General features: G+C 52.1%; 11 protein-coding genes. 10 read left to right on the top strand and 1 reads right to left on the bottom strand.

All coding sequences use genetic code 11. The features are described 5' to 3' along the window. Positions 1 to 56: 56 nt before the first annotated feature. Together PKO01S_RS18525 and PKO01S_RS18520 are read left to right on the top strand one after the other, a co-directional pair. Positions 57 to 842, top strand: a complete 786-nt coding sequence (locus tag PKO01S_RS18525; RefSeq protein ID WP_127532931.1) for a polysaccharide deacetylase family protein — start codon at positions 57 to 59, stop codon at positions 840 to 842. A 63-nt stretch (positions 843 to 905) separates the two neighbouring features. After that, on the top strand, positions 906 to 1,943 hold the full coding sequence (locus tag PKO01S_RS18520) for a YhcN/YlaJ family sporulation lipoprotein (RefSeq protein WP_127532930.1): 1,038 nt from the start codon (positions 906 to 908) through the stop codon (positions 1,941 to 1,943). 323 nt (positions 1,944 to 2,266) lie between these two features. On the opposite strand, the gene PKO01S_RS18515 is transcribed toward PKO01S_RS18520, so the two are convergent. After that, positions 2,267 to 3,055, bottom strand: coding sequence for an AraC family transcriptional regulator (locus PKO01S_RS18515; protein ID WP_127532929.1), 789 nt, complete (start codon positions 3,053 to 3,055; stop codon positions 2,267 to 2,269). Positions 3,056 to 3,196: 141 nt separating this feature from the next. Between PKO01S_RS18515 and PKO01S_RS18510 the strand changes: the two genes are divergently transcribed. The 8 genes from PKO01S_RS18510 to PKO01S_RS18475 all read left to right on the top strand — a co-directional run. Further along, on the top strand, positions 3,197 to 4,549 hold the full coding sequence (locus PKO01S_RS18510; protein ID WP_127532928.1) for a glycoside hydrolase family 30 protein: 1,353 nt from the start codon (positions 3,197 to 3,199) through the stop codon (positions 4,547 to 4,549). A gap of 16 nt (positions 4,550 to 4,565) precedes the next feature. Next, on the top strand, positions 4,566 to 6,743 hold the full coding sequence (bglX, locus tag PKO01S_RS18505) for a beta-glucosidase BglX (RefSeq protein WP_164779668.1): 2,178 nt from the start codon (positions 4,566 to 4,568) through the stop codon (positions 6,741 to 6,743). Between the two features lie 334 nt (positions 6,744 to 7,077). Beyond that, positions 7,078 to 7,998 carry an ABC transporter permease gene (locus tag PKO01S_RS18500; protein ID WP_174818593.1) on the top strand — a complete coding sequence of 307 codons (921 nt, stop codon included), beginning with the start codon at positions 7,078 to 7,080 and terminating at the stop codon, positions 7,996 to 7,998. Between the two features lie 31 nt (positions 7,999 to 8,029). Next, positions 8,030 to 8,917, top strand: a complete 888-nt coding sequence (locus PKO01S_RS18495) for a carbohydrate ABC transporter permease (protein ID WP_127532925.1) — start codon at positions 8,030 to 8,032, stop codon at positions 8,915 to 8,917. A gap of 97 nt (positions 8,918 to 9,014) precedes the next feature. Next, positions 9,015 to 10,739 carry an extracellular solute-binding protein gene (locus PKO01S_RS18490; RefSeq protein WP_127532924.1) on the top strand — a complete coding sequence of 575 codons (1,725 nt, stop codon included), beginning with the start codon at positions 9,015 to 9,017 and terminating at the stop codon, positions 10,737 to 10,739. A gap of 82 nt (positions 10,740 to 10,821) precedes the next feature. Then, positions 10,822 to 12,390, top strand: coding sequence for a helix-turn-helix domain-containing protein (locus tag PKO01S_RS18485; protein WP_127532923.1), 1,569 nt, complete (start codon positions 10,822 to 10,824; stop codon positions 12,388 to 12,390). Positions 12,391 to 12,397: 7 nt separating this feature from the next. After that, entirely contained in the window at positions 12,398 to 14,152 is a 1,755-nt protein-coding gene (locus PKO01S_RS18480; RefSeq protein ID WP_127532922.1) for a cache domain-containing sensor histidine kinase, read from the top strand. Positions 14,153 to 14,320: 168 nt separating this feature from the next. Beyond that, a partial coding sequence (locus PKO01S_RS18475; protein ID WP_164779667.1) for an S-layer homology domain-containing protein occupies positions 14,321 to 15,801 on the top strand: 1,481 nt, incomplete at its 3' end.

Raw genomic sequence — 15,801 nt, 5'->3', positions numbered from 1 at the left:
CCGGGAATAATTCGGAAGCGTGACGGGCAACATGAATGAAAAAAAGGGTGACCCACATGCCAGTTCGTACTTGGCTCGCCGCTGCGGCATGCGTTTTACTGCTCGTACCGGCTGTACCGCATCAGGCTGACGCTGTTCCAGTAAAGAAGGACCGGTATTATTACGAAAGCCGCGGCGACGTCATATGGGAAGTAAAGACGAACCATCCGCTCATCGCACTGACGTTCGATGACGGTCCTGATCCGAAACAGACGAATCAAATATTGGACTTATTAAAGCAATATGAAGCACGCTGCACGTTCTTCGTCGTTGGGAAACGGGTGGAGGCTTTTCCGGATACGGCACTCCGCATCGTAAAAGAAGGCCATGAAATCGCGAACCATACGTACAACCATACGTACTTTCAGAACAGCTCGGCTCAGCAAATTCAAACCGAATTGAAACGGACGGAGGAAGCGATAAGGAAAGCGACTGGACAGCATTCGGTTTTGTTCCGTCCGCCTGGCGGAATGTTTAATGAGCGGCTTGTCGCAACAGCCAACGGCATGGGCTTAAAGCCGATTCTGTGGTCGTGGCATCAAGACACGCGCGACTGGGTCCGTCCCGGCGTCTGGCAGATTACGAACAAAGTGCTTCGCAATGCGCATAATGGCGACATCGTGCTGTTTCACGATCATGTCGACGGCAAGACGCAGACGATTACCGCGCTTGAGACGATACTGCCGGAACTTCACCGCAGAGGCTTTCGTTTTGTTACGGTCTCAGAGCTTATGAAGGATTCTGTATCCCGAACGCCGCCGTCGCTAACGCCTCCGCCATTTCCGTCATCGGCACCCAACTGAACAATCAACTACCAGATTAACGGACGGGCGTTCTTCGCACTATAATGGGCGGAGGTGATTTGCTTGCGCAAAAAAACAGGCGCATTGCTGCTTACTGCAACGTTAATGGTGTCGATGACGACAGCTTGCGGTGCTTATCGGGACAATAATAAGGTCGATCAGTACAGAACGCGTAACATTAGCGAGCCCGCTCCATATCTGAATCAATCCCGACCTTATTCGACTCCTTACGGCAGCAGAAGCTTTACCGGATATAGCAATAATACCGGCGCCCGTTATTTGAATCATGATGGAGATGCGGCGAAGACCGCGTCCAACAAGGCGCTTGCAGATCGCATTGCCAAAAAAGCAACGACGGTCCGAGGCGTAGACAAAGCGACCGTATTCGTCCATGGCAACAACGCGCTCGTCGGCTTAGACATCAAGCGCGGCATGGCCGCCCGCTCGGTGGAGACGAAAGTTCGCAACAGTGTCAAAAACCTGCAACCAGGCTATAACGTCCACATTACGAGCGACAAAACACTGCATGGGCGTATTCAGCAGCTTCAAGCCCGTTTGAATGGTACAACGGGTACTGGCACTGGCACTGGCACTGGCACGACCGGTACGACTGGCTCGTACAATACGTACAGCCTGAACGGGCTTAACCATACTCCGTCCGGCAGCCGGCTTAATTCGTACAATAATAATGCCATGCGCCCGTATGCATTGAACAACGGTTCGTACAACATGCATGGCGCTAACACTCCGGGCATGTACAACCAATATTACAACAACAGCTACGGCACAAACGGCACGTATCGAGGGACGGGCTTGGATGATGCGACCCGAGGCATCGATCTGAATGGGACGTTCGATAACAATCGCTCGTACCGCGGCCTCGGCCTTGACGGAACAAGTCGCGGCTTTGGCCTTGATGGTACGAACCGCGGCCTTGGTCTAGACGGAACGAATCGTATGTTTGGTTTTGACGGAACGAACCGCGACGGTGTCGGCTTCGGCAACAACTACTCGCAGAATCATCCGATCCGTTCTATGGCAGACGACGTTGGCGACTTGATCCGCGACATTGGCAACACGATCACGTACCCGCTGCGTTAATAAGTAACTAAGTCAGGAGCAGAGAGGAATCAATCTCTGCTCCTTCTTACATAAATCAAGAAACGGAGCAACTAATGATCTTCACATTACTCGCGAACGAAACGGAGCATGCGAATGATTCTGAAGAAACGAAGTGGTCGCCTTTGTTTTCGGATTTCCCCATAGACTAATTGTTCAGAAGAAATCCGAAAACAACAGCGATCGTAAGAACATTCGCATGCGGAGTGCCCAACAGCGGTCGTAAGAACATTCGCTTGCGGAGTGTTGAACAATCCGAAAACAACAGCGTTCGAAAGAACATTAGCATGCGGAATGAAGGTTTGTTATCTCTTCTTCCGATAGGCGCCCGGCGAGATGCCGTATTGCGAGCGGAACAGCCGATGAAAATAAGCGTAGCTGCCGAGTCCGGTATCTGCTGCAATCTGCTCGAGCGACAGCATGCTGTGATCCAGCAGCTTGACGGCACGGGCAAGGCGAAGTTGCTGCGCATATCCGATAATGGAAACGCCGAAGTGCGTTTTAAATAAATGCACCGCTCTTGAGACGCTCAGCCCCGTATGCTGCGCCACGTCGTGAAGCCTCAGTTCTCCGTAAGCATGCTCCTCTACATACTGGCGCATCCGCAGCGCATGGTGCGCGGCAGGCGACTGCTCGTCTGGCGTCTCTTCGATGGCGCGGTCGATTAACAGCAAGAGAGACCAAACAAGCGACGAGGCGATGGCGGGCGTGCCGCCGTCAAGTCTTCTTTTCTCCATGACGATCTGATGCCATACCGATTTGATCCGGCTGTCCTCTACGATCGTCGTTAACGTCGGCCGCTGCTTCTGCTCCCACCATTCCCGCATTCCCGGTCCGTTGCTCATAAAGTAATAGTCCCCGGACATCACATTTCCTTCTTCGCTAAGTCCAATGCGCAGATCGTATATATCGCCAGGTTGGAACAGCAGCAGATTACCCGGCCGGATTGTGACGATTTCCCCCTCGACGAGCGCCTGGCACATCCCTTCCACTTGAAGTCTTACGATAAAGGTGTCGAGACCGCCTTCATAGTACTGGCGAAAAGGGTTTTGATGCTTCGAGTATTCGCTGAGGTCGACATTAATTTCATTCATTCCAACGTTTTCCTTTCTCTGTAAAAAATATAACTTCAATCAGATCGTTGATGTTTTCAGTTATATTGTTTCTTCAAGCTTCGGACTGGCTCCTATTATAATAAATGCATTACAGAACTGGAAGGGGAACTACTTACCCATATGAACGCACGCACAATTCGCATCATTCAGACTTCGCAAGGAACCCAAGACCGGATGACCGAGACGGCATCGCTCGAGCTTCTGGACGATGTACAAGGCATCGAGAATAAAATCATTAACGTGTATGACGATATCGAGTTCCAATCGATCCTTGGCTTCGGCGGCGCAATTACGGAAGCGTCGGCTGTTACGGCATCGAAGCTTAGCGACGCGAACAGCACTCGTATTCTAAGCGCATATTACGATGCACAAGATGGCATAGGCTACACGATCTGCCGCTCGCATATTAACAGCTGCGACTTTGCACTAGGTAACTATACGTATGTGCAAGACGGAGACGAAGCGCTGGAGACGTTCGATATCAGCCATGACCGCGAGCTGATGATTCCATATATTAAGCAAGCCAAAGCGTTTGCAGGTGACGGATTCACGTTCTACGCTTCGCCTTGGAGCCCGCCAGCTTGGATGAAGACGACTGGCGAGATGAACAACGGCGGCAAGCTGAAGCCGGAATACCGTTCGGCTTGGGCACGTTATTATGTGAAGTATATCGAAGCATATGAGGCGGAAGGCGTGCCCGTATGGGGCCTTACGGTTCAGAACGAAGCGAAAGCCGTTCAAATCTGGGACTCCTGCATTTATACGGCGGAGGAAGAGAAAGATTTTGTCCGCGATTATCTGGGACCTGAGCTGCACCAAGCAGGCTATGAAGATGTGAAAGTCATGGTCTGGGACCATAACAAGGAACGCGTATACGACCGTGCGAAGATGGCGTTCGACGATGCGGAAGCGTCCAAATACATTTGGGGCATCGGCTTCCATTGGTATTCCGGCGACCACTTCGAAGCGCTGCAAGCGGTACAGAAGCGTTATCCGGACAAAGCCCTCATCTTCACGGAAGGCTGCCATGAAGGCGGCGTACAGCTGGGCTCTTGGAAGAGCGGCGAGCGCTACGCGCATGACATTATGGGCAACTTGAACAACGGCATGTCCGGCTGGACGGATTGGAACATCGTGCTCGACGAGCAAGGCGGACCGAACCATGTCGGCAACTATTGCGACGCTCCGATCATCGCGGATACGAAGAACGATTCGCTTACGTTCCAATCGTCGTACTATTACATCGGCCATTTCAGCAAATACATTCGTCCGGGCGCAGTGCGCATCGGCTGCACGAAATATACGGAGAGCTTGTCCACGACTGCATTCCGCAATCCGAACGGTGAAATCGTCGTTGTCGTACTGAACCGTACGGACGAGCAGCATCCTTATGTCGTTCGCAACAATGAGCAAGTGGCAGAAGGAAGCATCCCGGCGCACTCGATCCAAACGCTGCTGTTCCCTAGCGCGTAATATAGGAGGTTTATCGATGATCTCAACGGAGAAGGGTTCATGGTTAACGCCTGCGATTAAGTCGCAAGCGGAGCAACTGCTGTCCCGCATGACGCTGGAAGATAAGGTCGGTCAAATGACCCAGTACGACTGGGGCTTCAACCCTATCAACCCGGAGACAGGTGTATCGCAGCGCGATCTGCTGCGGGAAGAAATTCGGCTAGGACGCGTTGGCTCGATCTTCAATCTGTCGGGAGCCGAGGAAGCGAATGAGCTTCAGCAGCTCATTCAAGACAACACGGAACTGCGTATTCCGCTGTTGATCGGCCGCGATGTCATTCACGGGTATAAGACGGTATTCCCGATCCCGCTTGCGCAGGCTTCGGCTTGGAATCCGGAACTGGCGCGCAAGACGGCGGAAGCGGCATCGCGCGAATCCATGGCAGATGGCGTCGCATGGGTATTCGCTCCGATGATCGACGTCAGCCGCGATCCGCGTTGGGGACGCATCGCCGAGAGCATCGGCGAGGATCCGCTGCTCACGTCCGACTATGCGAAGGCGTGGGTAGAAGGCGCTCAGGTGGACGATGGCCCGGGTCTTGCTGCAGCTAGCTGTCCGAAGCATTTTGCCGGCTATGGACTGGCGGAAGCAGGCCGCGACTACAACACGGTGGACTTGTCTGACCGCGTGCTGCGTGAAGTTATTCTGCCGCCGTTCAAGGAAGCGGTCGAATCCGGCGCGCTTAGCATTATGGCATCCTTCAACGAGATTAACGGCGTTCCGGTTTGCGCGAACCCTTACTTGCTGAAGACGATTCTGCGCGGCGAGTGGGGCTTTGAAGGCATCGTCGCAAGTGACTACAACGCGCTGCAAGAGCTCATCACGCACGGCGTGGCGGGCAGCGAAGAAGAAGCTTGCGAACGAACCGTGCTCGCAGGCTGCGACATGGACATGCATTCGGGCATCTTTATTCGGCATCTGCCGAAGCTTGTACGGGAAGGCCGTGTGCCGGAGTCGGTCATCGACCAGTCCGTTCTCCGCATCCTCGCGGTTAAGATCAAGCTTGGCTTGATCGAGAAACCGTTCGTTGAAGCGGTGGCTCCAGAAGCGGCTGCGGTTGCGCGCGCCGGGTTCACGGAATTGGCCCGCGAAGCGGCACGCGAATCGATCGTCCTGCTGCGCAATGAGAACTCCCTTCTCCCGCTGAGCAAGGACGGACAATCTATTGCTGTTATCGGTCCGCTTGCGGACAACAGCAAGGATCCGCTCGGCTGCTGGGCATTCGACGGCAAACCGGAAGATGTCGTCAGCATGCTGGCGGGCATCCGCCAAGCAGCAGGGGCATCGGCTATTCAATTTGCCGAAGGATGCGCTATCGCAGACGCGTCCGAGGAAGGATTTGCGCAGGCGCTTGAGGCAGCCCGCCAGGCGGATGTCGTCGTCATGGCGCTTGGCGAATCGCTCGAGATGAGCGGTGAATCCCGTTCCCGGACTAGCCTCGATCTGCCAGGCGCTCAGCGCCGTCTGGTCGAAGAGATTGCCGCACTCGGCAAGCCGGTCGTCGCCGTGCTGCTGAGCGGCCGACCGCTTGCGCTGCCATGGCTCGAGGAATATGCCGATGCTATCGTGCAAGCATGGCATCTCGGCGTTCAGAGCGGCAGCGGGATTGCCGACGTTCTGTTCGGCGATTATAACCCGGGCGGCCGTTTGCCCGTTACGTTCCCGCACAACATCGGACAAGTGCCGATCTATTATTACCGGAAGAAAACGGGACGTCCGCCTGCCGGCGTATATTCGTCCTATTATATCGATTCGACGACCGAGCCGTTGTATCCATTCGGCTACGGTCTAAGCTATACGACCTTCTCTTACGGTCCTGTCGTCACATCCCGTACGACGATGAAAGCCGATGGCGTACTGGTTGCTTACGTCATGCTCGAGAACACGGGCTGCCGTGAAGGCGAAGAAGTCGTACAGTGCTATGTGCGCGACGAAGTGGCCAGCGTAACCCAGCCGCTGAAGAAGCTGATCGGCTACCAGAAGGTGAAGCTTGCGCCGGGTGAATCAGCAGTCGTGTCGTTCAGCATTGGAGCGAAGGAGCTCGCAATTCTGGACGGGGATATGAACTGGACGGTGGAGCCGGGCGACTTCACGCTGTGGATCGGTCCGAATGCGAGCCAGGGCGAATCGGTGTCGATCAAAGTAGAGCGTTAATTCCGGCGTTAACTGAGCTAGTCATACATTCATTAACGGCATTGACCTCGATGCGAATCGATCGTCAATGCCGTTTTATTTTGTATCAGACACAGATTTATTAGGAGGTTACATCATTCGACAATGGCTTGCAAAGGAATGGAAATTGTACAAGATCAACGTCGCATTATCGTTAATTATGTACAGTTTTCGTTAACCAGTGTTCTAGAACGGGGGGGTATTCTGACTTACTATTAAAGCACTAAGACAATAAGTTGGTGAAGAGATGAAGCAAGCGGCTAAAGAAGTATTTCGTTCAAACGCTGTACCGGAAGCGGTGAGCAGCCCTGCCGAGATGCCATCGGTGTGGGTACGATTCGTCAGGCAGTGGGATTTTCAACTCATGATCCTGCCTGCGGTCGTGTTTCTGCTTATTTTCAACTATGCTCCGATGTACGGCATTCTACTAGCGTTCAAGGAGTACAACCTGTTCAAAGGGTTCGCTGACAGCCCTTGGGTTGGTACGATGCATTTCCGGATGTTTTTTGAAGCTCCTGAGTTTTGGGAAATTATTCGCAACACTTTCGTTATAGCGTTGCTGAAGCTGATCATCGGCTTCCCGGCGCCGATCATTCTGGCGCTCATGCTGAACGAGGTCGGCGGATTGTTCAAGCGGGTTGTTCAAACGATTACGTACATTCCGCACTTTATGTCCTGGATCGTCATTTCCGGTCTGGCCTTCTCGATGCTCGCCGTCGATCATGGCGCCGTGAATGGATTGCTCGTGAAGCTGCACATCGTCAAGGATCCAGTTAACTGGATGTCGGAACCGAAATATTTCTGGGGCATACTCGTCGGGTTAAACGTCTGGAAGGAGATCGGATTCGGATCGATCGTCTACCTGGCAGCCATTATCGGCATTGACCCATCACTGTATGAATCCGCATCGCTCGACGGTGCGAGCCGCTTCAAGCAAATTTTCTTGATTACGATTCCGAGCATTATGCCGATTATGATGATCTTCCTCATTCTTGGGGTCGGCAACATTCTAACGGCAGGCTACGAAGACATTCTCGTCCTTACGCGGAATTTGAATAACGGTATCATGCTTCCGATCGGCAACGTTCTAGATACCTATGTCTATCAGATGGGCATATTGAATCAACGGTACTCTTATGCATCGGCAGTTGGCTTGTTCAAATCGGTGCTTAGTGTAGTCCTTCTCGTCATTGCCAATGCTTCCGCAAGAAGATTCGGCAAGACAAGCCTATGGTAGGATCTAGAATTCAGATTGAGGTGAAACAACGATGAAATTGTCTTTAAGCGATAAGGTAATGAAAACGATCATCTATTCCCTGCTTCTCGTGCTCGCTTTCATTACGTTCTATCCGTTCTGGAACTCGCTCGTCCTCTCGTTCAATGTCGGATCGGACGCCGCTGCCGGCGGCATCACGTTCTGGCCGCGCAAATTCACATTCGAGAACTACGAGCTCGTATTTAAAGAAAAGTCGATCTACCACGCTTACTTGATTACGGTTCTGCGTACGGTGGTCGGCACGCTCGTCGCGATGTTCTTCACGGCTTTGTTCGCTTACGCGATGTCGAAGAAAGGGATCGTGTTCAAAAAGTTTTACACGCTGTTCGCGATCTTTACGATGTTCTTCCAAGGCGGTCTGATTCCGTACTTCGTCGTTATGTATAACGTCCATTTGTACAACACATTCTGGTTCTTGATTCTTCACGGCATGATCAGCGTGTACAACATGATCATCTTCCGGACGTTCTTCATGGAACTGCCGGACGGACTCGAGGAATCGGCCAAAATCGACGGTTGCTCCAACTTCGGCGTCTTCTTCCGAATCGTCGTTCCGATCTCGGGGCCGGTCATTGCAACGCTGTCCTTATTCACGGCCGTGTTCTTGTGGAACGACTGGTTCACGCCGTCTGTGTTCATTAACAATCAGAATCTGATTCCGCTGCAGACGACGCTTGTTCAGATCATTAACGCCGGAGCGACAGCATCGCTTCTGACGAACGTCAACTCGCATACCGCGTCCATGCTCCAGAATACGGTCACGGTTAAGACGCTGCAAATGGCAACGATGATGGTTGCAACGCTTCCGATTCTTGCAGTCTATCCATTCCTGCAACGATTCTTCGTTAAAGGTGTGCTCGTCGGCTCCCTGAAGGAGTAGGGCGAATCCATTGGGTTATAGATCAGCTCGACTAAATGAGGCGGGCCGATTGGATAACATATATAAAATAATATTTGCTAGTGAGAGGGGTATACGAATGCTTAGAAAGAAATCGCTTCATTGGCTTTTGATTATGACGGTTGGCGCGACGATGGCACTGTCGGCGTGCTCCGACTCCAAAGACGAGCCTAAGAAAGATGAGACGGCAGTACAGACAGAGAATGCTGCTCAAGGCACGACGGAAAAGGCTGCTGAGGGAACGACCGACACGGGCGCAGAGAAAACGGCTGCTGAAAAAGTAAAACCGGTCACATTCTCGAACTTCGTTAACTACGACTGGTATACGGCACCAACGTGGAACGAGCGTCCTCATGCCAAATGGATTACGGACAACCTCGGCGTAACGATGGATTCTGTTCAATCGAACGGCGCTGCAGCAACGAAGCTGAATTCGATGATCGTATCGAACCAGCTCCCAGACGTTATCGTAACGGACCGCGGTAAAGACGTTGAGCGTCTTGTAACCGCTGGCAAACTCGTTGCGCTTGATCCGTACCTCGAGAAATATCCGGAGTTCGTGAAGACGGTCGGCGAGCAAACGCTGAACATGCTCCGCAGCTCCGACGGCAAGCTGTATCAAATTCCGAACTGGTTCATCAACGGTACGAACGGCAACGGCAACGGCGCTTACATCGTTGAGAAAAAAATCTACTCCGAGCTCGGTTCCCCGGCACTCGAAACGTGGGATGACCTCGAAGCTTACCTGAAACAAGTCAAAGCGAAATATCCGGACGTTACGCCAATCGACTTCGGCGAAATGCGCGGCAGTGAATCCCAGTACATCGGTATGCTCTACAGCGGTTCCGCTGACGGCCGTACGCCTGCATTCGCTTCCCCAGGCACGGGCTCCGTATTCGGCGTACCGCAAGGCGACAAGCTGACGTCGGTATATCTTGACCCTGCATTCAAGGATACGGCGCTGTTCGCAAGCCGCCTGTTCCGCGAAGGGTTAACGTCGAAGGACGCATTCACGCAAACGCGTGACCAAGTAAAAGAGAAGCTGATGAACGGTAAAATCGCTGTATTCGCTGCGTATGACGCTACGGTTGAAGGTCTCGGCCGCGAATCGAATAATAACCTGAAGGCGAAAGATCCGAACGATGGCTATACGGTTATTTGGCCAGTGCACAAAGCAGGCGTCGATAAGAACAAAGTATATCCTTCCGGCTACAATACGCTTGGTTGGAACGTGAACGTCATTACGACGAACGCGAAGGATCCGGAAGCCATCTTCTCGTACATGAACTGGGCAGTTAGCCCTGAAGGCCAACAAACGATCTTCTTCGGCCCTAAAGGACTGTTCTATGACAAAGTAGAAAACGGCGTTCCAATTCCGAACGACGCTTACATCAACCGCGATCTGAAGAAATACGATGAGCTGAAAATCGGCGAGTTCAACTGGTACGGCAACACGGCTTATGTCGACGGCACGAAAGCAAAGCGTGAGCAATTGCTGCCGGAAGAGGCGCAAGATTGGACGACGATCGCTCAATCGACGGTCGCATTCAAAACGTCCCTTGACGTAACGCAGTACTCCAACCTGTCGCCGGTTCCGAACTCGGAAGAAGGCATTATCTTGCAGCGTCTGGACGACTACTACAAAACGCTCCTTCCTAAGCTCGTATTCGCGAAGAGCGACGAAGAAGTGACGAAGCTGATTGACGATGCACAGACGGATTCCGTCAAGTTGGGCTATGACAAGCTGCTTGAGTGGAAAACAGCACAATGGCAAAGTAATCTTAAGATCATGAGCGGCAAATAATAGCGGCAGCAATAAGAGAAAGAGGGTATACTAGCAGAGTATACCCTCTATTCCTATTTCACTATCAAGGAGTCCGAACGAGATGTATAAAGCGATACTAGTAGATGACGATAACTTCGATCTCATCGGTATGCAGCAGCTTATTCCTTGGTCATCTTTGCAAATTGAAATCGTTTACAGTACAACAAAGCCGCTAGCGGCACTAGCATATATCCAAAACAATGAAATCGATATCCTTATCTCTGATATCAAGATGCCCGTCATGACCGGCCTGGAGCTTGCGAAGAACGCACTCGAACGAAATCCGGAACTTAAGGTATTGTTTATTAGCGGGTACCAGGATTTTGAATACGCTAAGCAAGCGTTATATATGAAAGCGGACGGCTATATCCTGAAGCCGGTGGATGACGACGAGATTATCCGAACGCTGCAAGGTATCGTTCAGTCACTGGACGAGCGGGCTCGCGTCGAATTGCCTGACATTCCAATGGAATCGATACGGTTCATCAAGCAGAACTTTGTCCAGCAGCTAATGGAAGGCCCGGTAGACGCAGCGTCGTTGCAAGCGTTCATGAATCAATATCCGCTGGAACTTTCGTCCAGCAGCGTCGTTGGCGTCATCGTCGAAATTGACCGGATAACAGGCAAGAAGCCGGAGAGCGATGCCGCACCGGATAGGCAAGCGGAGACGGCGCGTCTCGTTGCGGAGTGGATCGATTCTCAAGGGATCGGGATGTGGAGCAAGCTATCTTCCAGCCGGATCGGCATGATTTATGACGGCGGCTCGGAAGAGGCTGCCCGTGATTTGAATGCGCTGCTAGGCTACGTCCGCGCGAACGGCGGCGGCATGACCGTTACGGTCAGCTATGGACAGGCTGTATCCGATCCGGCGCTGCTGACGGGATCGTTCAAAGAAGCGCGCGAATTGATGGATTGCAAAATGTTCATCGGGAAGAACAGGATCATTCCGCCTGGCGCGTTGATGACGACGGCCGTTCGGGATGCGAAGGATATGAACTCTATATTGGATCAATTGTTTACGGCGATATCGAATTACGCGCTTGTTGCCGTATGCGACTGTATAGAGGAGCTATTTGACATCATCCGGACGTTCGCGGAGCCGGTCAAAGTCTATCACTTCTCTACCCATATCGTCTCCCGTCTGGAGGGCTATTTAAGTGATTCGGGCACTTCTTCCAATGTTCTGGCTGCATGGAAAGAAGAAGGCTTCGCAGCCGTTCAGCAGTTCGAGACGATTGATGATATTAAGTCATGGCTTCGCCGTACGGCATTCGAGTTGTCGGAGCTCATCTACACGCGCAGCCAGAAGCCGGCATGGAGGCTGTACACGGACATCGAGGAATACGTGACGACGCATTTGTCCGAGGATATTACGCTGAAGGAAGTGGCGAGCCGCTTCTCGTATTCGCCGAATCATTTTGGAGTCCTATTCAAGGAGCAGGTCGGCGTCAGCTTCAATGACTATGTCGTCAATCGGCGGATGAACAAAGCGAAGGAGATGCTTCTGAACCCGCATTTCAAAATATATGAGATCGCGGATCAAGTCGGCTACAAGAGCCTGACCTATTTCAGCCGCATGTTCAAAGAAGCGTTCGGCATGACACCTGGAGACTATAGAAAGCAGGGCTGATGCGAACATGAAAAGATGGAAACATAATTATTTGCCCTTCCACTATAAGTTGTTTTTATCGTACTTTTTCCTTGTCATTACGCCTATTACGGTAATCGGTACTTATTCATACCTGACATCTGTTCATACGATGGAGAACCATACACGAAACAGCCTAGAAGTAAACATGAAGCAGGTGAACAGCAACATTCAGTACCGGGTGGACGACATTGTCCGGGTATCGGACGAGATCTTTAAGGATCAGCTGCTGTCGGCCTATTTGTCGGGGAAATACGTGGATTGGGAACGGTATAAAATTACGACGCAGTACGTGCTGCCGCGGCTTGATACCGCTATTCATTTGCCGAAATTATCGATTAATCTGACCTTATATTTAGACCAAACGGACATGCCCGAGTACTACTATAACAATATGGAGACATCGCTTGCTCTGAATGAAAGGCACTTCGAAATTCGATATACGGAGCGGATCAGCGACGAGGCGTGGTATAAAAATTTGAAACTTGCCTACAACGATGTCGTATGGCGCCAAGTTGGGCAGGATGCGGAGTTTGGCTTTATCTCCATGCTTCGGCCGCTTATGGATTACGATTCGCTCAAGCCGATCGGCCTTATCCGTCTAACCACGAGATTATCCGATATATTCGAGGACGTCGATCTTAACCAATTAGGCGCAGGGTCCAAAATGTTCGCGATCGATTCGAAGCAGCAATTGTTATACGCGAATATGCCGGGAACTGATAAGCAGGATCCGACTGCTCTGCTTCAGGATACTAAGAAGTATATGCAAATTACGAAGACGATTAACAATATGCCGGTAAGTCTCGTTGCTTTAGTGCCGGAAGCCTCCTTCAAGGAAAGCTCGAAGAAGGTGCGGGACGTTACGATACTGCTGTGCGTCATCAGCTTCGTTGTGCTGACGTTAATCAGCTTATTCGTCGCCAGGATGCTGTCGAAGCGGATTATGAAGCTGAAATTATCGCTAAGCGCCTTCAAGGAAGGTGAACTGCATCGCCGGATTCATTACAGCGGCAAGGATGAGTTCGCCGAGATCGCCGAATCGTTCAACGACATGGCGTCAACGACTCAGACGCTAATTGACGAGGTATACATAAGCAAGCTGGAGAAGAAGGAAACCGAGCTGCAAATCCTCCATTCTCAAATTAATCCGCACTTTCTGTATAACACGTTTTCTTCGATCAGCCGGATGGCGAAGCTGGGCGAGATTGAGCTTTTGCACGAAATTATTAGAGAGCTGGCCAAGTTCTATCGATTGACCTTGAACAAAGGCGAGATGCTCATTCCCGTCGAGAAGGAGCTTCAAATCATCGAGGCCTATCTTTCCATTCAGAATATGAAGAGTGCCGGCCGAATCAAGACCGACATTCAAATCGAAGATGATCTCATTGGCTATGAGACGGTTAAGTTTATTTTGCAGCCGTTCGTCGAGAATGCGCTGGAGCATGCTTGGTACGACGACGAAATCGCAATTCACATTTCCGTTTACCGGAGCGGTATTTATTTGATTATGGAAGTGAACGACAATGGCCTGGGCATGAAGCAAGAGACGATTCAACAAATATTTGCACCAGGACCGGAAGCGGTCGGCTATGGCATTCGCAACGTCGACCAGCGAATCAAGCTGCATTACGGCAAAGATTATGGCGTTTCGATTACGAGCGAGGTCGGCGTCGGCACGAGCGTGAAGCTCACGCTTCCTTTGATTGAGCATAGAAGAAATATGAAGCAAGGACAAGATTAATTCCACATATTGGACCGGATGGCGGCTGCTGGCTGCCATCCGGTTTTTTTTCTTAATAATTTGTTATTGATCTTGAATTAATGACACTTTTCGTTAGTTTGAATAGTGTTTTTGAAAGCGCCATCAAACTAGAATATGGGTTGTAAATTGAACGGAGGGGGAAGACGAATGGGCGGACGCAAGACGATAGGCACGCGCACGAAGCAGTTGGCATCGATGGCGCTGTGCGTATTGATGTTGAGCTCGTATTTGCCATCGGCAGCGGCGGCTTCAGCACCGGCTGAAGCGGCGAACGATGACCTGCAAGGCCATTGGGCGGAGAACGAATTCCGCGATTGGAACGGCAAAGGATTAATAAAGGGGTTCGAGGACGGCACCTACCGGCCGGATCAAGTCGTGACGAGGGCGCAGTTCGCGAAGCTTGTGAACGGGCTGTTCGGGTTTACGGCACGGTCGGCGGACGCTGTGGCGTTCAACGATATTGCAGCAGATGTATGGTATTACGAACCGGTTTCGGCTGCGAAGCAAGCGGGCTATATTAACGGTTTCCCGGACGGATCGTTCAAGCCAGGCGCTCCAGTAACGAGACAGGAAGCAGCCAAGATGACCGCTTCGCTGTTCCATCTGCAAGCGGCAGCGGGCGATACGCTTAGCGGCTTCAAAGACGGTTCGAGTGTAAGCGCATTCGCTAAGGGGGCAATGAGCAGCATCGTTGCGGGCGGATATTTGAAAGGGTTCGCTGACGGAACCGTTCGTCCGGCCCAGCCGATGACGCGGGCGGAAGCGGTTGTCCTGCTGGACAGGCTTGCAGGCGAGGTGCTGAATCAAGGCGGGAAAGTCGACGGATTGTCTGCGAAAGGCAATCTGATGATCACGGCCAAGGACGTTTCCCTTAGCGATTCGTCGGTTGAAGGCAATCTGCTTTTGACGGCAGGCATCGGCGAAGGGGATGCCCATCTGGATGATGTAACGGTCAAAGGCACGACGTACGTGAACGGCGGCGGAGCGCACAGCATCCACTTCAACGATTCTACGATCGGCGATTTGGTTGTCAACAAGCCGGACTCGCCGGTGCGGATCGTCTTCACGAGCTCCGATCATGCGGGAACGCTTCAAGTGGAGACGAATGCGATTATCGAGTTCGAATCGGGCAGTTCGGCCTTAGAGGTTGTCATCGGCCCGAATGCAACGGGAACGTCGATTACGGTTAAAGGAACGATAACGAAACTGACGGTCGGCGCAAGCGGAGTAACGGTGAACGGCCAGCCTGTGCCGGTCGGTTCGACTTTAACCGTCGTGAATGGACAAGTCACGGTGCAGCAGGGTGGCGGTTCGACAGGAACGACGGGCACAACCGGCACCACCGGTACGAACAGCGGATTGGGCAAAGACATGTACGATCCGGGCACCATCCCAGGCGAAAACCCGGGCAGCAACCCAGGCGAGAATCCAGGAAGCAATCCAGGAGAGAATCCAGGAGGCAATCCGGGTGAGAATCCAGGAGGCAACCCAGGGGAGAATCCAGGAGGCAATCCGGGTGAGAATCCAGGAGGCAATCCGGGTGAGAATCCAGGAGGCAATCCGGGTGAGAATCCGGGTGGCAACCCAGGGGAGAATCCGGGCGGCAATACCGGTGAGAATCCAGGAGG

The sequence above is a fragment of the Paenibacillus kobensis NBRC 15729 genome (assembly GCF_004000825.1).
GTDB lineage: Bacteria > Bacillota > Bacilli > Paenibacillales > Paenibacillaceae > Paenibacillus_T > Paenibacillus_T kobensis.
Note: the sequence above shows the minus strand (reverse complement) of the source record. Positions and strands in the feature narration are given on the sequence as shown.